Raw genomic sequence first — 23,273 nt, forward strand, 5'->3', positions numbered from 1 at the left:
GTTAGAATGTTACTTGCTGACTATTTTATTAATTAATTTAAGGAGAGAAAAATGTCATTACCAAATTGCCCTAAGTGTAACTCTGAATATGTCTATGAAGACGGTATTTTACTGGTTTGTCCAGAATGTGCTTACGAGTGGAATCCAGAAGAAATCGAAGAAGAAGTAGGTTTAATTGTATTGGATAGCAATGGAACGCGCTTATCAGATGGAGATACTGTGACAGTTATTAAGGATTTAAAAGTAAAAGGAGCGCCTAAGGATATTAAGCAAGGCACTCGTGTTAAAAATATTCGTTTAGTTGATGGCGATCATAATATCGATTGTAAAATTGATGGTTTTGGAGCTATGAAACTAAAATCTGAGTTTATAAAAAAATAGCTTTCAGGCAATTGGCGACGGTCAATTGCTTTTTGAATATGACTTGATTTCATGCATTTTTATTAAAAAAGCTCTATGACATTGGTTTGAATTTTGATATAATGAGAACATCTATTTTTTATTTAGGGGGGACCATGTCTTATATTTTAGAAATCTTACCTAGCTTATTAGTAGGTGCGCAAGTGACATTGCAAGTTTTCTTTATTGTTATTTGTTTATCAATTCCACTTGGTATTGTTGTAGCCTTCCTAATGAAAGTTCATTTTAAGCCGCTTCAATGGCTACTGACAACTTATATTTGGATTATGCGAGGCACGCCTCTGTTATTACAGCTTATCTTTTTTTATTACTTTTTACCAAGTGTAGGAATTTCTTTTGATCGTATGCCAGCTGCGATTATTGCTTTTACGATGAATTATGCAGCTTATTTTGCAGAGATTTTTCGAGGAGGTATTGAGTCTATTCCTAAAGGGCAATATGAAGCTGCAAAGGTATTAAAGTTTTCTAAGTTTCAAACGGTTTGGTACATAGTATTACCTCAAGTCTTCAAAATAGTCTTACCGAGTGTTTTCAATGAAACGATTACTCTAGTGAAAGATTCCTCATTGGTTTACATACTTGGTGTGGGCGACTTACTTCTAGAAAGTAAGACAGCCGCAAATAGGGATGCAACACTTGCACCAATGTTTATAGCAGGTGGTATTTACCTATTATTAATTGGTCTTTTAACTATTTTATCTAAACAAGTTGAAAAGCGTTTTAACTACTATAAATAAGGAGGGACGATGTTAGAATTAAAAAATATTTCTAAATGCTATGGGCAAAAAGAAATCTTTAAAGATTTCAATCTGACTGTAGAAGAAGGTAAAATTCTCTCTTTAGTAGGACCTTCTGGAGGTGGAAAAACAACACTATTACGTATGTTAGCTGGATTGGAAAAGATTGATTCAGGGACTATTGTTCACGATGGTAAAGAAGTATCTGTTGATCATTTGGAAACACTAAATCTTTTAGGATTCGTCTTCCAAGACTTTCAATTATTCCCACATTTAACAGTATTAGATAATTTGATCCTCTCTCCTGTTAAAACGATGGGATTATCAAAAGAACTTGCTAAAGAAAAAGCCTTAGTATTACTTGAACGCTTGGGACTTAAAGACCATGCTTTAGTCTATCCATTTTCATTATCTGGGGGGCAAAAGCAACGTGTCGCACTAGCTCGTGCGATGATGATTGATCCACAGATTATTGGTTATGATGAGCCAACTAGCGCTCTTGATCCAGAGTTGCGTCAAGAAGTAGAAAAACTAATTTTACAAAATAGAGAAACAGGTATGACACAAATTGTAGTAACACATGATCTTCAATTTGCTGAAAGTATATCTGATACGATTCTCAAAATTAATCCTAAGTAGACTTGGGGGTAGATTGTTGACTCACAAAAATATATTATTAACCATTATATTTGGATTATTTATGATTATATTATCAGCATGTGGTATGTCTAATAAGGAAATGGCTGGTATTGATAATTGGGAACATTATCAAAAGGAAAAGAAAATTACTATTGGATTTGATAATACTTTTGTTCCTATGGGATTTGAAAGTCGTTCTGGTGACTATACCGGCTTTGATATTGATTTAGCTAATGCTGTTTTTAAAGAATACGGTATTTCAGTGAAATGGCAGCCTATTAACTGGGATATGAAAGAAACTGAACTTAATAATGGTAATATAGACCTTATTTGGAATGGTTATTCAAAAACGGCAGAACGTGCTAAAAAAGTCGCTTTTACAAACCCATATATGAATAATCATCAAGTAATTGTTACTAAAACTTCATCACATATTAATAGTATTAAGGATATGAAGGGGAAAAAACTAGGAGCCCAGTCGGGTTCATCTGGTTTTGATGCTTTTAACGCTAAACCTGATATTTTAAAAAAGTTTGTAAAAGGAAAAGAAGCAGTTCAATACGATACTTTCACTCAGGCTTTGATTGATTTAAAAAATAACCGTATTGATGGTCTTTTGATTGATGAAGTTTATGCTAACTATTATTTAAAGCAAGAAGGAAATATAAAAGCTTATTATTTTGTTAAAACTGCTTATCAAGGAGAAAATTTTGTAGTAGGAGCTCGTAAAGTTGATCGTAGACTAATTGAAAAGATTAACAAAGCTTTCAAACAGCTTCATAATAAGGGGAGATTTCAAAAAATCTCTTACAAATGGTTTGGTGAAGATGTTTATAGTAAAGAATAAAAGACTAGGAATTTCTCCTAGTCTTTTATTCTACGAAAAAATTAAATAAAAAACATCGATATATCCGATGTTTTCTAGGTTAATTAACCAAGTTTAGTTGCAAGACGTGCTTTATCGCGGCTTGCTTTGTTTGTGTGAATTAAACCTTTAGAAGCAGCTTTGTCGATGCTTGAAGAAGCAGCGCGGTAAAGTTCTTCTGAAGGGTTAGCTTCAAATGCTTTAATAGCAGTACGCATAGCTGATTTTTGTGCTGAGTTTTTTTCGTTTTGTTTAACGTTAAGTTCAGCGCGTTTGATAGCTGATTTAATATTTGCCAATGTTTTCACCTCCATATTAATCTAACTATATAAGTATATCTAATTAAGTGATTTTTGGCAACCCTTTATCACTTTTTGAGATAAATTTCATCAATTTTATGATGTTTCCCTTTATGAATAATAAAATCAGCCCTATTTCTGGTTGGTTCTATATATTTTTCAAGGTTGACTAAATTAATAGTTTTCCAAATATCTTTAGCTAGTTCCATAGCTTTATGTGGCGGTATTTGTGTGAATTTATGATAGTAATTACTAGGGTCTGCTTCGGCTAATTGTAGAAGACTGTTAAATCGTTGTAAATACCATTCTTCAATTTGTTTATTTTCAGCATCAATGTATATTGAAAAATCAAAATAATCATTCATGTAAAGTCGATGGTTTTGTTGGTTTTGAAAGACATTTATTCCTTCTAAAATTAAAAAATCTGGTGTTTCAATAGTTTGCAATTGATTTGGAACGATATCGTAGATTTCATGAGAATAAATTGGGATTTTCGCGGTTATACCGTTCTTTATAGTATCTAAGAAATTTAGAAGTGACTCCATATCATAGGATTCCGGGAAACCTTTACGGTTTAAAATTCCATTTTGTATGAGTTTCTCGTTAGGATATAAAAAGCCATCAGTAGTGACTAATTCGACGTGACTATCTTTAAAAGTTCGTGAAATTAGTAATTGTAGTAAGCGACTGGTAGTTGATTTTCCAACAGCAACTGACCCTGATATGCCGATAATAAAAGGACGTTGATAATTTTCCTTTTTAAGAAATATTGCTTTAGAAAAAGATAAATTTTCTTGACTACGTTTATAGATTTGAATAAGGTTAATTAAAGGAAGGTAGATGTCAATAACATCTTGAATATTAATATTATCGTTTAAGCTTTTGATAGATTCAAGCTCTTTTTCAGTTAGTAAAGCTTGGGATTGCTGATGTAAGTCCTTCCAATTTTCTCTGGAAATACGGTCGAAATTAATAAATTCATTATTCATGTCAAACTCCTATATGAAAGCTATTATAACATTTTATTGAGTGATTGAAAACCGTTTCAAAATATGGTAAAATAATATGGCGAAATTGGAGGGTTAGAATTATTTATGGCTAATATGTATTATACAGAGAATCCTAATGTTGAACATGATATTCATGAGCTAAATGTCAAATTATTAGGAGAATCATTCAGTTTTTTAACTGATGCAGGAGTTTTCTCTAAAAGAATGATAGATTATGGTAGTCAAGTCCTTCTAAATAGTTTACATTTTGAAAAAAATAAATCCTTGTTAGACCTTGGGTGTGGATACGGTCCGCTGGGAATTTCTCTAGCCAAAGTGCAAGGAGTTAAAGCAACTATGGTTGACATTAATACGAGAGCATTGGAATTAGCTAAGAAAAATGCAACACGCAATGGAGTAGTAGTTGAAGTCTTTCAGTCAAACATTTATGAAAATATTTCTAAAACTTTCGACTATATTATAAGCAACCCACCTATTCGTGCTGGAAAGCAAGTTGTTCATTCTATTATCGAAGAAAGTATCTGTTACCTTAATACAGGCGGTAGCCTTACCATTGTCATTCAAAAGAAACAAGGCGCTCCAAGTGCAAAAGCTAAAATGCTAGATACTTTTGGTAATTGCGATATTTTAAAAAAAGATAAGGGATATTATATATTGAGAAGTGAAAAAGTCTAAATGATATCCCTAAAGCGTAAAAATAATAAATAGTTCGGATAATAACTATCGTATTATTTTTTGGAAAGGTTTTCTCTAAAAATGTTTTCTTTAAATTCCGTATAAGATAAAAAGAATTCTGCTTTTTATTCTGAAAATTATAAAAAACTACTTACATTATCTAAAAAAAATGGTAAAATAGATTCAGCTAAAATACCAAGACTAATGAAACTACAAGACTTGGTTACTCAATAATAAATACTTCTGTGTTTGATAAGAAGATAATAAACGTGTTCTAAAAATTTTGCCAGTAAACATTATGAAGCGAAAGGTGCAGCTACTAAAAATGGGAAATATAGAGTTGAAAAAATTGGCTGTAAAAGCGAGTGAAAATGCATACGTTCCTTACTCGAAATTTCCAGTAGGCGCAGCATTGCGTACAGCAGAAGGAAAAATATTTACAGGATGTAACGTTGAAAATATCAGTTATGGATTAGCAAACTGTGCTGAGCGTACTGCAATTTTTAAAGCTGTTTCAGAAGGTTATAAAGATTTTTCGGAAATTGCTATTTATGGAAATACTGAAGAACCAATTTCTCCTTGCGGTGCATGCCGTCAAGTGATGGTGGAATTTTTTAATAAGAATGCTAAAGTTACATTGATTGCTAAAAATGGTAAGACGGTCGAGACGACGGTCGGTGAGTTGTTACCATACTCGTTTGTTGATTTAAAATAATTTAAATCAGTTGCTCTTTTAAGCATTTAGCTTAAATATTAAGTTTTTTAGGAGGGTTCATTTCATGAACAAAAAAATTGCCGGGATCGGCTTGGCTTCGATTGCAGTACTTAGTTTAGCTGCATGTGGACATCGTGGTGCTTCTAAATCTGGTGGTAAATCAGATAGCTTGAAGGTTGCAATGGTAACAGATACCGGTGGTGTTGATGATAAATCATTTAACCAATCTGGTTGGGAAGGTATGCAAGCTTGGGGCAAGAAGAATGGCCTTAAAAAAGGAGCTGGTTTTGACTATTTCCAATCGGCAAGTGAATCTGATTATGCAACTAACTTAGATACAGCTGTGTCTAGTGGTTATAAATTGATTTTCGGTATTGGATTTTCTCTTCATGATGCTATTGATAAAGCAGCAGACAATAACAAAGATGTTAATTACGTCATCGTTGATGATGTTATTAAAGGGAAAGATAATGTTGCAAGTGTTGTCTTTGCGGATAATGAATCAGCTTACTTAGCAGGTATTGCAGCCGCTAAAACTACCAAAACAAAAACAGTTGGCTTTGTAGGTGGTATGGAATCTGAGGTTATTACCCGTTTTGAAAAAGGTTTTGAAGCAGGTGTCAAATCAGTTGATAAATCAATTAAAATTAAAGTTGACTATGCTGGTTCATTCGGTGATGCTGCTAAGGGTAAGACAATTGCAGCCGCACAATATGCTTCTGGCGCAGATATTGTTTATCAAGTAGCTGGTGGAACTGGTGCAGGTGTATTCAGTGAAGCAAAATCACGCAATGAATCTTTAAAAGAAGCTGACAAAGTTTGGGTATTAGGTGTAGACCGTGACCAAGCAGCAGAAGGTAAGTATACTTCTAAAGATGGTAAGGCTTCTAACTTTGTTTTGGCTTCATCAATTAAAGAAGTTGGAAAATCAGTTGAATTGATTGCTACTAAAACAAGTAAAGGTAAATTCCCAGGTGGTAATGTAACAACTTATGGTTTGAAGGATGGTGGAGTTGATATAGCAACTACAAACCTTTCAGATGACGCCGTTAAAGCGATTAAAGAGGCTAAAGCTAAAATTATTTCAGGAGATATCAAAGTTCCTAGCAAATAATATCTTTAAGAACTTTCAAAAAAGCGATTAGAAATCGCTTTTTTGAAGCTGAGATAAACTTATATCTCAGTAAAATCCATCAGTCGTTAACGATTGGTGGATTTTACTGAACTATAAATGAATTTTTCTGAAAGGGAGAACCACATGACACAGAATGTCATTGAAATGAAAGAAATCACTAAGAAATTCGGTGATTTTGTGGCAAATGATCATATCAATTTGACGGTTGAAAAAGGTGAGATACATGCTCTGCTTGGCGAAAACGGTGCAGGGAAATCAACTTTAATGAACATGTTAGCAGGTTTACTAGAACCAACAGACGGTCAAATTTTTATTAATGGTCAGCCTGTAACTATTGATTCACCTTCCAAATCGTCACAATTGGGGATTGGTATGGTACATCAGCATTTCATGCTTGTTGAAGCATTTACTGTAGCTGAAAATATTGTTCTAGGAAATGAAACCACCCAAAATGGTGTTTTAGACATTAAGACAGCAGCTAAAGAAATAAAGGAACTATCAGAGAAATATGGTTTGTCAGTAAATCCAAATGCTAAAATATCTGATATTTCTGTAGGAGCACAGCAGCGTGTTGAAATTTTGAAGACACTTTATCGCGGTGCAGATATTTTAATTTTTGATGAGCCGACGGCGGTGCTTACACCATCAGAAATAAAAGAATTGATGACAATTATGAAGAGCCTTGTTAAAGAAGGCAAATCCATTATACTAATTACCCATAAATTGGATGAAATTCGGGCAGTTGCTGATAAAGTTACTGTGATTCGCCGTGGTAAAAGTATTGAAACAGTCCCTGTTGCAGGCGCAAGTTCTCAACAACTGGCGGAAATGATGGTTGGACGATCTGTTTCCTTCAGAACTGAAAAAAAGGAAGCTAATCCGACTGACATAATCCTTTCTGTAAAGGATTTAGTTGTAGAAGAAAATAGAGGCGGCGTTCTAGCTGTTAAAAATCTGTCGTTAGATGTTCGAGCAGGTGAAATTGTAGGTATAGCTGGTATTGATGGTAATGGACAAAGTGAATTAATTCAAGCTATTACAGGTTTAAGAAAGGTAACTTCTGGTCAAATTGTAATTAAAGGTAAAGATGTCACAAAATTTTCAAGTCGACAAATTACAGAATTAAGTGTAGGTCATGTTCCAGAAGATCGTCATAGAGATGGTTTGGTTCTAGATATGACGATGGCAGAAAATTTAGCTTTACAAACTTATTATAAAGAGCCATTGAGTCATAAAGGTATCCTTAATTTTGCTAAAATTAAAGAGTATGCTCGTCAATTAATGACAGAATTTGATGTGCGTGGTGCTGGTGAACATGTTTTAGCAAGAGGATTTTCTGGTGGTAACCAACAAAAAGCTATTATTGCTCGTGAAGTGGATCGCGATCCAGACCTACTCATTGTTAGCCAACCGACTCGTGGTCTAGATGTTGGTGCTATCGAGTATATTCATAAACGTTTGATTGAAGAGCGCGATAAAGGGAAAGCGGTCTTAGTAGTTAGCTTTGAGTTAGATGAAATCTTAAACTTATCAGATCGTATTGCAGTTATTCATGATGGTAAAATTCAAGGAATTGTTAAACCCGACCAAACCAACAAGCAAGAATTGGGTATTTTGATGGCTGGTGGAAAAATTGAAAAGGAGGAGAGAGATGTCTAAGAAGGCGCAAAAAATTGCAGTTCCTCTGATTTCAGTTGTACTAGGAATCATTCTAGGAGCTATTATTATGCTGATATTTGGTTATGATCCACTTTGGGGTTATGAGGGATTGTTCCAAACAGCATTCGGTAGTATAAAAAATATTGGTGAAATTTTCCGTGCAATGGGACCATTAATTTTAATTGCTCTAGGTTTCTCAGTTGCCAGTCGTGCAGGTTTCTTTAATATTGGACTTCCAGGGCAAGCCTTATCAGGATGGATTGCCGCAGGTTGGTTCGCTCTTTCACACCCAGATATGCCACGTCCAGCAATGATTCTTTGTACTATTATTATTGGTATCGTTGCTGGGGGAATCACTGGAGCTATTCCAGGTATTCTCAGAGCATACCTTGGAACAAGTGAAGTTATTGTAACTATTATGATGAACTATATTGTTCTTTATTCAGGAAATGCTATTGTACAACGTGTTTTCCCAAAAAGCATTATGCGTACAAGTGACTCGAGTGTATATGTTTCTGCCAATGCATCATACCAGACAGATTGGTTATCTAGTTTAACGAATAATTCACGTATCAATATTGGTATCTTCATTGCTATTATTGCAGTTGTGTTAGTTTGGTTCCAATTAAATAAAACAACGCTTGGATTTGAAATTCGTTCAGTTGGTTTAAATCCAAATGCTAGTGAGTACGCTGGTATGTCTGCAAAGCGTACAATTATTCTATCAATGATTATTTCTGGAGCTTTTGCAGGACTTGGTGGTGTTGTTGAAGGACTAGGTACATTTGAGAATGTATTTGTACAGCCATCCTCGTTAGCTATTGGCTTTGACGGTATGGCAGTAAGTCTACTCGCAGCGAATAGTCCAATAGGTATTTTATTTGCAGCATTTCTATTTGGTGTTCTAAGTGTTGGTGCGCCTGGTATGAACATTGCAGGTATTCCACCTGAGTTAATTAAAGTTGTAACAGCTTCAATCATCTTCTTCGTAGGTGTCCATTACATTATTGAGTATGTTATTAAACCTAAAAAACAAATGAAAGGTGGTAAGTAAATTGAGTTTAACAACGATTTTTGCATTGCTATTTTCATCAATGCTAATTTACGCAACACCTCTTATCTTTACAAGTATTGGGGGAACCTTCTCTGAACGTGGTGGTATCGTCAACGTTGGTTTAGAAGGAATTATGGTAATTGGAGCTTTCTCAGGCGTTGTATTTAATTTAGAGTTTGCTTCTGTTTTTGGTGATGCGACTCCATGGATTTCTGTACTAGTTGGTGGTTTAGTTGGTTTAATTTTTTCTGTTATCCATGCAGTTGCGACAGTTAATTTTCGTGCAGATCATATTATCAGCGGAACCGTTCTTAATTTAATGGCACCTTCATTAGCTGTTTTCTTGATTAAGGTTCTTTATAATAAAGGTCAAACTGATAATATTCAAGAATCATTTGGAAAATTTAATTTCCCTATACTATCAGATATTCCTTTTGTTGGTGATATCTTCTTTAAAGGAACAAGCTTAGTCGGTTATATTGCTATTCTTTTCTCATTCCTTGCTTGGTTTATTCTATATAAAACTCGCTTTGGATTAAGATTACGCTCAGTTGGAGAACATCCTCAAGCAGCAGACACCTTAGGTATTAATGTTTATCTTATGCGTTACTCTGGTGTCTTGATTTCAGGTTTCCTTGGTGGAATAGGAGGAGCTGTATATGCTCAATCTATTTCTGTTAACTTTGCAGCGACAACTATATTAGGACCGGGCTTTATCTCCTTAGCGGCGATGATTTTTGGTAAGTGGAATCCAATTGGTGCAATGCTTGCTAGTCTATTCTTTGGTTTATCGCAAAGTTTAGCAGTTATCGGTAGCCATTTACCACTTTTGAGCAATATTCCAACAGTTTATCTACAAATTGCTCCATATGTCCTCACTATCATTGTATTAGCAGCTTTCTTTGGACAAGCAGTAGCTCCTAAGGCGGATGGTATTAATTATATTAAAACGAAATAAATAAAAAGAAACTAGTATAAGCTAGTTTCTTTTTATTGTTTGTGAATTTGTGAAAAAAATACTTTGTGAAAATTTCACATAAATTATAATACAATAACAATAAAATATAAAAAAATAGAAAATTGAGTCATTATTCTAGTAAGAGTTTGTGAATAATGTTATAATGTGTTTTGTTATTAATTATTTATAAAGGAGAACTCTTAATATGAGTAAAATCGTTGTCGTAGGGACAAACCACGCTGGTACAGCAGCAATTAAAACAATGCTTAGTAATTATGGTGAAGCCAATGAAATTGTAACATTTGATCAAAATTCCAATATCTCTTTCTTAGGATGTGGTATGGCTCTTTGGATTGGTGAACAGATTGATGGTCCAGAAGGATTGTTCTACTCTGATAAAGAGCAGTTGGAAAGTATGGGAGCTAAGGTTTACATGAACTCTCCAGTACTTAATATTGACTACGATAAAAAAGAAGTTACAGCTTTAGTAGATGGAAAAGAACATGTTGAAAGTTATGAAAAACTTATTTTAGCAACTGGTTCACAACCTATCATTCCACCAATTAAAGGTGTTGAAATTCAAGAAGGATCTCGTGAATTTAAAGCTACTCTTGAAAACCTTCAATTTGTGAAACTTTATCAAAATTCAGAAGAAGTTATTGAAAAGTTAGCTAAACCTGGTATCAATCGTGTTGCTGTTGTTGGGGCTGGGTATATTGGTGTAGAATTAGCAGAAGCTTTCCAACGTATTGGAAAAGAAGTAACACTTGTTGATGTTGCTGATACTTGTATGGGTGGTTACTATGATCGTGACTTTACTGATATGATGAGTAAAAACCTTGAAGACCATGGTATTCGTCTTGCTTTCGGACAAGCTGTTCAAGCAGTTGAAGGTGATGGTAAAGTAGAACGTCTTGTTACTGATAAAGAAACATTTGATGTTGATATGGTGATCTTAGCTGTTGGATTCCGTCCAAATACAGAACTCGGTGCAGGTAAATTAGATACATTCCGTAATGGCGCTTGGGTAGTTGATAAGAAGCAAGAAACAAGCGTGAAAGATGTTTATGCTATAGGTGATTGTGCGACAATTTGGGATAATTCTCGTGATGATATCAATTATATTGCTCTTGCTTCAAACGCCGTTCGTACTGGTATTGTAGCAGCTCACAATGCATGTGGTACAGAGCTTGAAGGTGCTGGTGTCCAAGGGTCAAATGGTATCTCAATCTATGGCCTTAACATGGTGTCAACTGGTTTGACTTTAGAAAAAGCAAAACAAGCTGGGTACAATGCAGTTGAAACAGGCTTTAATGACCTTCAAAAACCAGAATTTATCAAACACAATAATCATGAAGTAGCTATTAAGATTGTCTATGATAAAGATAGCCGAGTTATCCTTGGTTGCCAAATGGTCTCACACGAAGATGTATCTATGGGAATTCATATGTTCTCACTTGCTATTCAAGAAAAAGTTACTATTGAAAAGCTTGCTTTGACCGATATCTTCTTCTTACCACATTTTAATAAGCCATATAACTATATTACAATGGCTGCATTAGGCGCTAAAGATTAATTTAAAATTAAAAAGGTTAAGCGAAATGCTTAGCCTTTTATTTCATCCTTTAACAAGGTCAAAAATGTAACGGCAAAGAAAAAGCTAAGATATTCCTATCCTAGCTTTTTTTCAACTATGTTAGTTTTTTGATGCTTCTTGGAATTCTGGGTTTTTCCAAGCTTCGTCAATAATATCTTTTAATTGTTCAGCTGAGGCTTGCATTTTTTGAAGTTCAGCATCATTTAATGGGATATTAACTGGACGAACGATACCATGTGCACCTACGATTGCAGGCTGACCGATAAAGACATCTTTAACATCACCGTATTGGCCTTCTTGATATACAGATAATGGAAGAACTGCATTTTCATCATCAAGGATAGCTTTAGTAATACGAGCAAGTGCGACAGCAATACCGTAATATGTAGCACCTTTTTTGTTGATGATTGAGTATGCAGCGTCACGAACTGAAATAAACAAATCAACAAGTCCTTGTTCATCAATATCGCGATTTTCTTGTAACCATTGTTCAAGTTGGACACCAGCAACGTTAGCATGTGACCAAACGGCAAATTCTGAGTCACCGTGTTCACCCATGATGTATGCGTGAACTGAACGAGCATCAACACCAATTTTATCTGCTAAAGCTTGACGGAAACGTGCAGAGTCAAGTGAAGTACCTGAACCAATAACGCGTTCCTTAGGGAAACCTGAGAATTTCCAAGTTGAATATGTAAGTACATCTACAGGGTTAGCCGCTACTAAGAAGATACCGTTGAAACCTGATTCAACAACTTGAGTTACGATTGATTTGTTAATTGCTAAGTTTTTACCAACAAGGTCAAGTCGAGTTTCACCTGGTTTTTGAGGTGCGCCAGCAGTAATGACAACAAGGTCAGCATCTGCGCAGTCTGCATAAGTAGCTGCGTAGATTTTTTTAGGTGATGTAAATGCAAGGGCATGTGAAAGATCTTCAGCATCACCAACAGCTTTATCAAATAAAGCTGGGATTTCAATGATACCTAACTCTTGCGCAATACCTTGGTTAACAAGTGCAAAAGCGTAAGAAGAACCTACGGCACCATCACCAACGAGAATAACTTTTTTATGTTGTTTAGTTGCAGTCATTTCTAAACATCTCCTTAAATATTTTTGGGAAGTTTCCCATACACCTATATTCTATCATTTTCAATGAAAGAAGTCACTAATAAAATGTGAAAAAATTTGCAAACAAATTGAAATATCATAGAAAACTATTGAAAACGCTGAGTGTCTTGATATTTTTGATACCGATTTATCATCGCAATTTTACCTAAATTATGGTACAATGTAAGAGACTTACAGTGAAGAAAAGGGGCATTTTTTAATGCAAGATAAAAATTTAGTAGATGTTAATCTAACTAGTGAAATGAAAACGAGTTTTATCGATTACGCCATGAGTGTCATTGTTGCTCGTGCACTTCCAGATGTTAGAGATGGTTTAAAACCTGTTCATCGTCGTATTTTATATGGTATGAATGAACTAGGTGTGACACCTGATAAACCTCATAAGAAATCAGCACGTATTACTGGTGATGTTATGGGTAAATACCATCCACATGGTGATTCATCTATTTACGAAGCAATGGTGCGTATGGCACAATGGTGGTCATATCGTCATATGCTCGTTGATGGTCATGGAAACTTTGGTTCAATGGATGGGGATGGTGCTGCCGCACAGCGTTATACAGAAGCACGTATGAGTAAAATTGCTCTTGAGATGCTTCGTGATATCAATAAAAATACAGTTGATTTTCAAGATAACTATGATGGCAGTGAACGTGAACCTCTTGTTTTACCAGCGCGTTTCCCTAATTTATTAGTCAATGGTGCAACTGGTATTGCTGTAGGTATGGCAACAAATATTCCACCACATAATCTAGGTGAGTCTATAGATGCTGTCAAATTGGTTATGGATAACCCTGATGTTACTACACGGGAGTTAATGGAAGTTATTCCTGGTCCAGATTTTCCTACTGGTGCCTTGGTGATGGGACGTTCAGGTATTCACCGTGCCTATGAAACTGGGAAGGGATCAATTGTCTTACGTTCACGGACTGAAATTGAAACAACTTCAAATGGGAAAGAGCGTATTGTTGTCACAGAGTTTCCATATGGCGTTAATAAAACAAAAGTACACGAGCATATTGTACGTTTAGCACAAGAAAAGCGCATTGAAGGTATTACTGCTGTTCGTGATGAATCAAGTCGTGAAGGCGTTCGTTTTGTTATTGAAGTTCGTCGTGATGCTTCAGCAAATGTGATTTTAAATAATCTTTTCAAATTAACTAGCTTGCAGACAAATTTTAGCTTCAATATGCTTGCTATTGAAAAAGGTGTTCCAAAAATTTTGTCATTACGACAAATCATTGATAACTATATTGAACACCAAAAGGAAGTTATTGTTCGTCGTACTCAGTTTGACAAAGCTAAAGCAGAAGCCCGTGCTCATATCTTAGAAGGTTTACTTGTGGCGCTTGATCACTTGGATGAAGTTATCACAATTATTCGTAATAGTGAGACAGACACCATTGCTCAAGCAGAGTTGATGTCACGTTTTGAATTATCGGAGCGTCAGAGTCAAGCTATTTTAGATATGCGTCTTCGTCGTTTAACTGGATTAGAACGCGATAAAATCCAATCAGAATACAATGACTTACTAGCTTTAATTGCTGATTTAGCAGATATCTTAGCTAAGCCTGAACGTGTTGTTACCATTATAAAAGAAGAGATGGATGAGGTTAAGCGTAAGTATGCTGATGCCCGTCGTACAGAATTAATGATTGGTGAAGTTTTATCACTTGAAGATGAAGACCTTATTGAGGAAGAAGATGTTCTTATTACTCTCTCAAACAAGGGATATATCAAGCGTCTCGCTCAAGATGAGTTTAGAGCACAAAAACGTGGAGGACGCGGTATTCAAGGGACTGGAGTTAATAACGATGATTTTGTTCGTGAATTGGTTTCAACAAGTACTCACGATACTGTGCTTTTCTTTACAAATTTAGGGCGTGTGTATCGTTTGAAAGCATATGAAATTCCAGAATATGGACGTACAGCTAAAGGCCTCCCTATCGTTAACCTTTTAAAACTTGACGAAGGTGAGACAATTCAAACAATTATTAACGCTAGAAAAGAAGATGTCGCTAATAAATATTTCTTTTTCACAACTCAGCAAGGTATAGTGAAACGTACAAGTGTTTCTGAATTTAGTAACATTCGTCAAAATGGACTTCGTGCTATTAATTTGAAAGAGAATGACGAGTTGATTAACGTCCTCTTGATTGACGAAAATGAAGATGTTATTATCGGGACACGTACAGGCTACTCTGTTCGCTTCAAAGTGAACGCTGTACGTAATATGGGACGCACAGCGACTGGGGTACGAGGCGTTAATCTTCGTGAAGGTGATAAAGTTGTGGGAGCTTCTCGTATCGTTAATGGACAAGAAGTACTAATCATCACTGAAAAAGGTTATGGCAAGAGAACAGAAGCTTCGGAATATCCTACAAAAGGCCGTGGTGGTAAAGGAATAAAAACCGCTAATATTACTGCTAAAAATGGGCCATTAGCACGCTTAGTGACGATTAATGGAAATGAGGACATCATGGTCATTACAGATACAGGTGTTATTATTCGAACCAATGTTGCTAATATTTCTCAAACTGGTCGTTCTACCATGGGTGTTAAAGTGATGAGACTTGATCAAGAAGCTAAAATCGTCACTGTTGCGCTAGTGGAACAAGAAATTGAAGATAAGTCTAATATAGAGGATACAAAAGAATAGGAAGTTATGCGTAATAAAAAAAAATCACATGGTTTCTTTAACTTTGTTAGATGGTTATTGGTTGTATTGCTAATTATTGTTGGGTTGGCTTTGGTGTTCAATAAACCAATTCGCAATGCTTTCATAGCTCATCAATCAAATCATTATCAAATTTCACGAGTTAGTAAAAAAACAATTGAAAAAAATAAGAAATCTAAAACAAGTTATGACTTTTCATCAGTCAAATCTATTAGTACAGAATCGATTTTATCTGCTCAAACGAAATCACATAATTTGCCTGTAATAGGAGGGATTGCTATACCAGATGTCGAAATCAATCTCCCAATTTTCAAAGGACTGGGCAATACAGAGTTGAGTTATGGTGCAGGAACGATGAAAGAAAACCAGATTATGGGAGGCCCAAATAACTATGCCTTAGCTAGTCACCATGTCTTTGGTTTGACAGGTTCTTCTAAGATGCTCTTTTCACCTTTAGAACATGCTAAGAAAGGTATGAAAGTTTACCTCACTGATAAAAGCAAAGTATACACTTACACTATTACTGAAATTTCAAAGGTAACACCAGAACATGTTGAGGTTATTGATGATACACCTGGCAAGAGCCAACTCACTTTAGTGACCTGTACGGATCCAGAAGCCACAGAACGTATTATTGTGCATGCTGAATTAGAAAAAACAGGTGAATTTTCAACAGCAGATGAGTCGATATTAAAAGCATTTTCGAAAAAATATAATCAAATTAATCTCTAGAAGGTAGTTAGAATTATGAAATTAAAGGCTGTTCATCATATTGCGATAATTGTTTCTGACTATGAAAAGTCAAAAGACTTCTATGTTAATAAGCTAGGATTTGAAATTATTCGTGAAAACCATCGTCCGGAGCGTCATGATTATAAATTAGATTTACGGTGCGGTGATATTGAGCTTGAAATATTTGGAAATCGTCTTGATGATCCAGAATATGAAACTCCTCCTCAGAGAATAGGTAGGCCGAATTGGCCACGTGAAGCATGTGGTTTACGACACCTTGCCTTTTACGTTCCAGATGTGGAAGCGTACAAGGTAGAACTGGAGAATTTAGGAATTTTTGTAGAGCCTATTCGTTACGATGACTATACTGGCAAAAAGATGACCTTTTTCTTTGATCCAGATGGTTTACCTTTAGAATTACATGAATAATAAACAAAGTTGCGTGGATACGCAACTTTGTTTAATTTACTGAATAATTTTATATTCAAGAAGTTTTTTAAAGAAATAAGTAAGTTAATCATGGTATAATGTAAGGTATGAAAAGAATTGAAAAGGAATTATTTTGAAATGAGGATACTAAAATGAGTATTAAAAAGCTATTGTTTGCAGGCCTTGCTTTTATTTTATTTACCCTAGCGAGTCCAGCATATGCTGCATCAGATGTTCAGAAAGTTATTGATGAAACTTATGTTCAACCTGATTATGTCTTAGGTTATTCGCTAAATCAAGAACAGCGTGCACAGACATTACAACTTCTGAATTATGATGAATCTAGAGACACGAAAGTTAAAACGCTAAATACTAGCTCATATGCTAAAATAATGAATATAGCTGATGATGCAAGCATCCAATTATATTCATCTGTTAAAATAAAAAAATTAGGGTCTAACGATACCTTAGCAGTAAACATTGTTACACCTGAGAATATTACTAAAGTTACAGAAGATATGTATCGCAATGCTGCAGTTACATTAGGTATTGAGCATGCAACGATATCAGTGGCTGCTCCAATAAAAGTAACTGGGGAGAGTGCTCTTGCAGGTATCTATTATTCATTAGAGAAAAATGGAGCAAGTGTATCATCAGAAAATAAACAACTAGCACAAGAAGAGTTAAGTACTTTATCTGGTATTAATGCTGAGAATAAGGGTAAGGAAGGTTATGACGCCGACAAGCTTAATGTAGCTTTAACGGATATTAAGTCAGCCGTAGCTAAAGGAGGATCTGATCTTTCAAAAGATGATATTCGAAAAATTGTTGAGGAAACATTGAAAAATTATCATCTTGATAACGCTGTAACGGAAAATCAAATAAATTTAATTGTTAATTTTGCAGTTAATCTTTCACAAAGTAATGTCATCAAAAATAGTGATTTCACGAACACCTTGAATAATTTGAAAGACAACATTGTTTCGAAAGCAGGATCTAAATTTAAAAATATCAATGTCAATTTTAATGCTAATAAAGCTGTTGAATCAGGTAAGGGATTTTTAGCTAATATTTGGCAACAAATTGTTAATTTTTTCCAGCAGTTTGGTAGTTAATAAAAAAGTCTAGCTTATAAGCTAGACTTTTTTTACCCTAAATAAATGTTTGTGTTTTTTTACTAATCTTTAAATGAATATTTAAGAATAAATGGCGCAATAATAGTTGACAGTATAACAACAATAACAAGCTCGGAATAAGTAGTGCTTGAAATAATTTTAGCAGCTAATCCAACTTGAACTATAATGAGAGCCATCTCGCCACGACTGACCATTCCACCACCAATTGTTAAAGATTCTAATTTTGAAAAATTAAAGCCTCGACCGACAAAGTACCCTGGAATTAATTTTGATAAAACAGCCAAAGCAGTAAAGATTAATATCGTGTGAAGGTGAGACATCATTCCATCGAATTTAAGAGGTAGTGCAATTGAAGCGAAGAAAATTGGGATAAAGAAGGTGTAACTAAGAAGTGAAATTTTATGTTCTACCTTATCAACAAAAGAAGTTTGTCCAATAGCTAATCCTGCAAAAAACGAACCAATGATAGAACTCATTCCAACTTTATCGGCTAAAATTGATAGAGAAAAACAGATAAGGATAGCAAGAATAGTATATTTCTCAAAGAAATGAACCTTTTCGATTAATTTGAAAAGAGCAGGTACAAGGTATTTCATACAAATAAATAAGAAAACAAAGAATAACAATTGAATGATAATTTGTAATCCGATATTAGAAGAGCTTCCATTTGTTGCAATAAAGACACTCAGAAGCAAAACAGCTAAGACATCATCAGCAACAGCAGCACCTAAAATAATAGCACCAGTATCTGTTTTTACACGATTGTATTCTTGTAAAACTTCAACTGTGATAGAAATACTAGTTGCAGCAAATACGAGCCCGTAAAAGATAGCAGTATTGATTTGGAACCCAAACAAGCGTGTCAAGAAGTAGAAGAGAGCCATAGGAACAATAACACCAGTAATTGCGACCAGTAGACTGGGCTTAAGATACTTCTTTAAAAGATCAAAATTAGCTTCAAGACCCGCTAAAAACATGAGTAAGATAACACCAATTTCTGACAGGACATGTAATACCTGATTTTGATGAACAAGTCCTAGCATTGCAGGTCCGATGATGATACCTACAAGTAGTTGTCCAACAACAGCCGGTATTCCAATTCTTTTTGAAATAAGAGTTGCAAGAACGCTTGCCAACAAAATGATTGTAATTTGAATGATAATATGCATTTTTTCCTCCTAATATTAATAAAATGATATCAATCATATTGTACTGAATATTTAGAATACCATTTTTTAAGCCTAAAATCTAGGAATATTTCTTTTCTGTCTTTTTCATATTATTATCAAGAAAATGGAAAAATATACTGAAAAATATTCAATTTAAGAATAATGAACTTGTAACTATCGAACTACATAAAAATGATATTTTAAGTGTAAGTATCCCTTATTCAAGAAATAAGAGTAAAAAAACTTAGCTACTTAAAGTAGCTAAGTTTTTATTCCCACTCAACAGTTGCAGGTGGTTTACTTGTAATATCATAAACAATACGGTTAACGTGATCAACTTCGTTAACAATACGTGTCGAAATTTTCTTAAGTACATCCCAAGGAAGTTGCGCAAAGTCAGCTGTCATGCCATCAATTGAAGTAATTGCACGGATAGCAATTGTATAGTCATAAGTACGACCATCTCCCATAACACCGACAGAACGTACGCCAGTATTAACTGTGAAATACTGCCATACGTCACGATCTAGACCAGCTTTAGCGATTTCTTCACGAAGAATAGCATCTGATTCGCGGACTGTTTCAAGTTTTTCTTCGGTAATTTCACCCATAACGCGAATAGCAAGACCAGGCCCAGGGAATGGTTGACGCCATACAACTTCATCAGGCATTCCAAGTGCAGTACCAAGAGCGCGAACCTCATCTTTGAATAATGTGTTAAGTGGCTCAATCAATTCAAATTGCATATCTTCTGGCAATCCACCAACATTATGGTGTGACTTGATTGTTTGGGCTGTTTCTGTCCCAGATTCAATAATATCTGTGTAGAGGGTACCTTGAGCAAGGAAATCAACGCCTTTAAGTTTACTTGCCTCATCATCAAAAACGTACACGAACTCATTTCCGATGATTTTTCGTTTTCTCTCGGGATCTTCAACACCAGAAAGAAGATCTAGGAAGCGTTTTGAAGCATCAACACGGATAATATTAAGTCCAAATTTACCACCAAGCATATCCATAACTTGGTCACCTTCATTTTTACGTAATAAACCATGATCTACAAAAATACATGTTAATTGATCACCGATAGCACGTTGTAGGAGTACTCCGACAACAGATGAATCAACACCGCCAGATAGTCCAAGAAGTACTTTACGATCGCCTACAGTTTCACGTATTTTTGCAATTTCCATATCAATGAAGTTATCCATTGACCAATCACCACGTGCACCACAGATATTAACAGCAAAATTTTTAAGGATATCATTGCCATATACTGAGTGACGAACTTCGGGGTGGAATTGGATACCATAAAATTGTTTTTCAGTATTTTCCATTGCAGCAAATGGACAGTCAACAGAGTCACCAACGAGATGGAAACCCTCAGGGATTTCAGTAACAGCATCACCATGGCTCATCAAAACAAGTTGTTCTTGAGGAGTGCCAGCAAAGAGTGCTGATTCTGAGCGTAGGCGAAGTGCTGATTGACCATACTCACGGTGACCAGCTTCTCCCGCAGGAAGAACCTTACCACCGAGTTTATGGGTAATCAGTTGCATACCATAACAAATTCCTAAGATTGGAATTCCTAATTCAAAAATTTCTTCATCGATTCCAAAAGCGCCATCAGCGTATACGGAATTTGGACCACCTGAAAGTACGATACCAATAGGATTAATATCGCGAATTTCATCAGCCGTAATTTTATGTGATTTTAACTCAGAAAATACACCAAATTCACGGATACGACGTGCGATAAGCTGGTTATATTGACTACCGTAATCTAGAACGATAATTTTTTGGATATCATTCAATATAGAAATATCAGTCATTGTTTCCCTTTCTTTGTAGCTAATTTTAAAAACAGCTGTACCTATACCATTTTAGCATATTTTATATAAATTAACATCATTAAAATAATTGATTAAACGCTTTCTTATCAAGAAATATTGCTTATGATTTTTCTGAATTATTTCACGATTTTAGAGTTAGAAATATATAGAAGTATGGTAAAATGAAGTGTAGATTCTAGGAGGAGAGAATATTGTTACCAGCATATATTAAAATTCACGACGCTATTAAAAAGGAAATCGATAAAGGGACTTGGAAGATTGGGCAGCGGTTACCTAGCGAAAGAGATTTAGCGGATGATTATAGTGTAAGTCGTATGACACTTCGCCAATCAATTACATTGTTAGTTGAAGAAGGTATTTTGGAGAGACGAGTTGGTAGTGGCACCTATGTTGCTAGTCATCGTGTTCAAGAAAAAATGCGGGGAACAACTAGTTTTACAGAAATTGTCAGTTCTCAAGGGCGTAAGCCATCCAGTAAACTAATCTCATTTCAAAGAAAACTAGCTAATGAAACCGAAATTCAAAAATTAAATTTATCACAGTCAGATTATGTGGTTCGTATGGAAAGGGTACGTTATGCTGATAAGGTACCGTTGGTTTATGAGGTAGCCTCTATACCAGAGAATTTAATTAAAGGTTTTGAACAATCAGAGGTTACAGAACATTTCTTTAAAACCTTAACAGAGAATGGCTACGAAATTGGGAAAAGCCAACAAACTATATATGCTAGAAATGCTAGTGAACGTGTTGCTTCGCATTTAGAAGTTAACGCAGGCCATGCTATTTTGGCATTGACACAAGTTTCATACTTTACTGATGGTAAGCCTTTTGAATATGTTCATGGGCAATATGTTGGAGATCGTTTTGAGTTTTATTTAGAGAATAACTAGTAGTTTAATGAATAACGTTTTTTGAAGAAGTAGCTATGTATGTTATAATGGAAAAATAAATTATATAGAAAGATTTGAGGAAGTAGTTGACTACTTTCAAGAGGTATTAGTTCATGTCTCAATCTTACATTAATGTTATCGGCGCTGGTTTGGCTGGTTCTGAAGCAGCTTATCAAATTGCTAAACGTGGAATACCAGTTAAGCTTTATGAAATGCGTGGGGTTAAATCAACCCCTCAACATAAAACAGATAATTTTGCAGAATTAGTATGTTCCAATTCATTCCGCGGTGATTCTCTAACAAATGCAGTTGGTCTTTTAAAAGAAGAAATGCGTCGTTTGGATTCTATCATTATGAGAAATGGGGAGGCACATCGAGTTCCAGCAGGTGGAGCCATGGCCGTTGATAGAGAAGGTTATTCTGAAGCTGTTACTGAGGAAATCCATAAACATCCATTAATCGAAGTAATTCGTGATGAAATCACAGATATCCCTGGAGATGCTATTACAGTTATCGCTACAGGACCATTAACAAGTGATAGTCTGGCAGCTAAAATCCATGAACTTAATGGTGGTGATGGTTTTTATTTTTACGATGCCGCCGCTCCAATTGTCGATAAAAATACGATTGACATGAATAAAGTTTACCTTAAGTCTAGGTATGACAAAGGTGAAGCAGCTTATCTAAATTGTCCAATGACCAAAGAAGAATTTATGGCTTTTCATGAAGCTTTAACTACAGCTGAGGAAGCACCACTAAATTCTTTTGAGAAAGAAAAATACTTCGAAGGTTGTATGCCTATCGAAGTGATGGCTAAGCGTGGTATTAAAACGATGCTTTATGGTCCAATGAAACCAGTTGGTTTGGAGTATCCTGAGGACTACAAAGGACCGCGAGATGGTGAATTTAAAACACCATATGCTGTTGTTCAATTACGTCAAGATAATGCTGCAGGCTCTCTTTATAACATAGTTGGTTTCCAAACTCATCTTAAGTGGGGAGAACAAAAACGTGTATTTCAAATGATTCCTGGTCTTGAAAATGCTGAATTTGTCCGGTATGGTGTTATGCATCGCAATTCTTATATGGATTCACCAAATCTTTTAAACCAAACCTTTGCTACACGTAAGAACCCAAATCTTTTCTTTGCTGGACAAATGACCGGTGTTGAAGGTTATGTAGAATCGGCAGCAAGTGGTCTTGTAGCGGGAATCAATGCTGTCCGTCGCTTCAATGGGGAGAGTGAAGTAGTTTTCCCACAAACTACTGCTATTGGTGCACTGCCACATTATATTACACATACAGACAGCAAACATTTCCAACCAATGAATGTTAACTTTGGTATCATCAAAGAATTAGAAGGTCCACGAATTCGTGATAAGAAAGAGCGTTATGAAGCTATTGCTACACGAGCTTTGAAAGATTTAGAAAAATTTCTCAACTATTGATATATTCATTTGACTTTGCCAACAAGCAAGGTCAAATTTTCTATATTG

The 23,273-nt window shown here is 35.2% G+C and carries 22 protein-coding genes; 17 read left to right on the top strand and 5 right to left on the bottom strand.

Features of this window, described 5'->3' with window-relative positions; all coding sequences use genetic code 11:
- Positions 1-51 precede the first annotated feature (51 nt).
- The 4 genes from A6J68_RS06255 to A6J68_RS06270 all read left to right on the top strand — a co-directional run bounded on the left by A6J68_RS06255 (position 52) and on the right by A6J68_RS06270 (position 2,643).
- Entirely contained in the window at positions 52-381 is a 330-nt protein-coding gene (locus A6J68_RS06255) for a zinc ribbon domain-containing protein YjdM (protein ID WP_000056776.1), read from the top strand.
- 134 nt (positions 382-515) lie between these two features.
- A complete protein-coding gene (locus A6J68_RS06260) occupies positions 516-1,157 on the top strand; it encodes an amino acid ABC transporter permease (RefSeq protein WP_000120401.1) in 642 nt (213 codons plus the stop codon).
- Between the two features lie 9 nt (positions 1,158-1,166).
- On the top strand, positions 1,167-1,796 hold the full coding sequence (locus A6J68_RS06265) for an amino acid ABC transporter ATP-binding protein (RefSeq protein WP_000891276.1): 630 nt from the start codon (positions 1,167-1,169) through the stop codon (positions 1,794-1,796).
- A gap of 13 nt (positions 1,797-1,809) precedes the next feature.
- Complete coding sequence (locus A6J68_RS06270; RefSeq protein ID WP_000955380.1) at positions 1,810-2,643, top strand: amino acid ABC transporter substrate-binding protein; 834 nt, start codon at positions 1,810-1,812, stop codon at positions 2,641-2,643.
- 83 nt (positions 2,644-2,726) lie between these two features.
- Here the strand turns inward: A6J68_RS06270 and rpsT are convergent, their stop codons facing one another.
- Positions 2,727-2,975: a 30S ribosomal protein S20 gene (gene rpsT, locus A6J68_RS06275; RefSeq protein WP_001872296.1), complete on the bottom strand. Its 249-nt coding sequence runs from the start codon at positions 2,973-2,975 to the stop codon at positions 2,727-2,729.
- Positions 2,976-3,028: 53 nt separating this feature from the next.
- Positions 3,029-3,949: a type I pantothenate kinase gene (gene coaA / locus A6J68_RS06280; protein WP_001058331.1), complete on the bottom strand. Its 921-nt coding sequence runs from the start codon at positions 3,947-3,949 to the stop codon at positions 3,029-3,031.
- A 105-nt stretch (positions 3,950-4,054) separates the two neighbouring features.
- On the opposite strand from coaA, the gene A6J68_RS06285 reads away from it, so the two are divergent.
- The 7 genes from A6J68_RS06285 (at position 4,055) to nox (ending at position 11,742) form a co-directional block, all read left to right on the top strand.
- Positions 4,055-4,645, top strand: coding sequence for a class I SAM-dependent methyltransferase (locus tag A6J68_RS06285; protein ID WP_000002661.1), 591 nt, complete (start codon positions 4,055-4,057; stop codon positions 4,643-4,645).
- A 325-nt stretch (positions 4,646-4,970) separates the two neighbouring features.
- Positions 4,971-5,360: a cytidine deaminase gene (locus tag A6J68_RS06290; RefSeq protein WP_000526762.1), complete on the top strand. Its 390-nt coding sequence runs from the start codon at positions 4,971-4,973 to the stop codon at positions 5,358-5,360.
- Positions 5,361-5,424: 64 nt separating this feature from the next.
- On the top strand, positions 5,425-6,474 hold the full coding sequence (locus A6J68_RS06295) for a BMP family lipoprotein (RefSeq protein ID WP_001034779.1): 1,050 nt from the start codon (positions 5,425-5,427) through the stop codon (positions 6,472-6,474).
- Positions 6,475-6,618: 144 nt separating this feature from the next.
- Positions 6,619-8,154: an ABC transporter ATP-binding protein gene (locus A6J68_RS06300; protein WP_000193235.1), complete on the top strand. Its 1,536-nt coding sequence runs from the start codon at positions 6,619-6,621 to the stop codon at positions 8,152-8,154.
- Entirely contained in the window at positions 8,147-9,208 is a 1,062-nt protein-coding gene (locus tag A6J68_RS06305; RefSeq protein ID WP_000036989.1) for an ABC transporter permease, read from the top strand. The genes A6J68_RS06300 and A6J68_RS06305 overlap by 8 nt, the downstream gene beginning before the upstream one ends.
- Before the next feature lies 1 nt (position 9,209).
- A complete protein-coding gene (locus A6J68_RS06310; RefSeq protein ID WP_000060306.1) occupies positions 9,210-10,166 on the top strand; it encodes an ABC transporter permease in 957 nt (318 codons plus the stop codon).
- 205 nt (positions 10,167-10,371) lie between these two features.
- Positions 10,372-11,742, top strand: a complete 1,371-nt coding sequence (gene nox / locus A6J68_RS06315; protein ID WP_000036813.1) for a H2O-forming NADH oxidase — start codon at positions 10,372-10,374, stop codon at positions 11,740-11,742.
- A gap of 120 nt (positions 11,743-11,862) precedes the next feature.
- Here nox and A6J68_RS06320 read toward each other — a convergent pair whose 3' ends face one another.
- Positions 11,863-12,852, bottom strand: coding sequence for an L-lactate dehydrogenase (locus A6J68_RS06320; protein ID WP_000127487.1), 990 nt, complete (start codon positions 12,850-12,852; stop codon positions 11,863-11,865).
- A gap of 238 nt (positions 12,853-13,090) precedes the next feature.
- On the opposite strand from A6J68_RS06320, the gene gyrA reads away from it, so the two are divergent.
- The 4 genes from gyrA to A6J68_RS06340 all read left to right on the top strand — a co-directional run bounded on the left by gyrA (position 13,091) and on the right by A6J68_RS06340 (position 17,844).
- Positions 13,091-15,550, top strand: a complete 2,460-nt coding sequence (gene gyrA / locus A6J68_RS06325) for a DNA gyrase subunit A (RefSeq protein ID WP_001152978.1) — start codon at positions 13,091-13,093, stop codon at positions 15,548-15,550.
- A 6-nt stretch (positions 15,551-15,556) separates the two neighbouring features.
- The gene (locus tag A6J68_RS06330) at positions 15,557-16,300 is read left to right on the top strand and encodes a class A sortase (RefSeq protein WP_001244681.1); all 744 of its coding nucleotides are present in this window, start codon (positions 15,557-15,559) and stop codon (positions 16,298-16,300) included.
- Positions 16,301-16,315: 15 nt separating this feature from the next.
- Positions 16,316-16,729 (top strand): VOC family protein, encoded by a 414-nt coding sequence (locus A6J68_RS06335; protein WP_000767937.1) that lies wholly within the window; start codon positions 16,316-16,318, stop codon positions 16,727-16,729.
- Positions 16,730-16,881: 152 nt separating this feature from the next.
- Entirely contained in the window at positions 16,882-17,844 is a 963-nt protein-coding gene (locus tag A6J68_RS06340; protein WP_000023418.1) for a DUF1002 domain-containing protein, read from the top strand.
- 62 nt (positions 17,845-17,906) lie between these two features.
- Here the strand turns inward: A6J68_RS06340 and A6J68_RS06345 are convergent, their stop codons facing one another.
- Complete coding sequence (locus A6J68_RS06345; protein ID WP_000547446.1) at positions 17,907-19,034, bottom strand: cation:proton antiporter; 1,128 nt, start codon at positions 19,032-19,034, stop codon at positions 17,907-17,909.
- Positions 19,035-19,303: 269 nt separating this feature from the next.
- Positions 19,304-20,866, bottom strand: a complete 1,563-nt coding sequence (gene guaA / locus A6J68_RS06350) for a glutamine-hydrolyzing GMP synthase (RefSeq protein ID WP_000129872.1) — start codon at positions 20,864-20,866, stop codon at positions 19,304-19,306.
- Positions 20,867-21,078: 212 nt separating this feature from the next.
- Between guaA and A6J68_RS06355 the strand changes: the two genes are divergently transcribed.
- Positions 21,079-21,777, top strand: a complete 699-nt coding sequence (locus A6J68_RS06355; protein WP_105253170.1) for a GntR family transcriptional regulator — start codon at positions 21,079-21,081, stop codon at positions 21,775-21,777.
- A gap of 113 nt (positions 21,778-21,890) precedes the next feature.
- A complete protein-coding gene (gene trmFO / locus A6J68_RS06360; protein ID WP_000083755.1) occupies positions 21,891-23,225 on the top strand; it encodes a methylenetetrahydrofolate--tRNA-(uracil(54)-C(5))-methyltransferase (FADH(2)-oxidizing) TrmFO in 1,335 nt (444 codons plus the stop codon).
- The last annotated feature ends 48 nt before the right edge of the window (positions 23,226-23,273 follow it).

It is taken from the genome of Streptococcus sp. 'group B', assembly GCF_002073795.1.
GTDB classification, from domain to species: Bacteria; Bacillota; Bacilli; order Lactobacillales; family Streptococcaceae; genus Streptococcus; species Streptococcus agalactiae.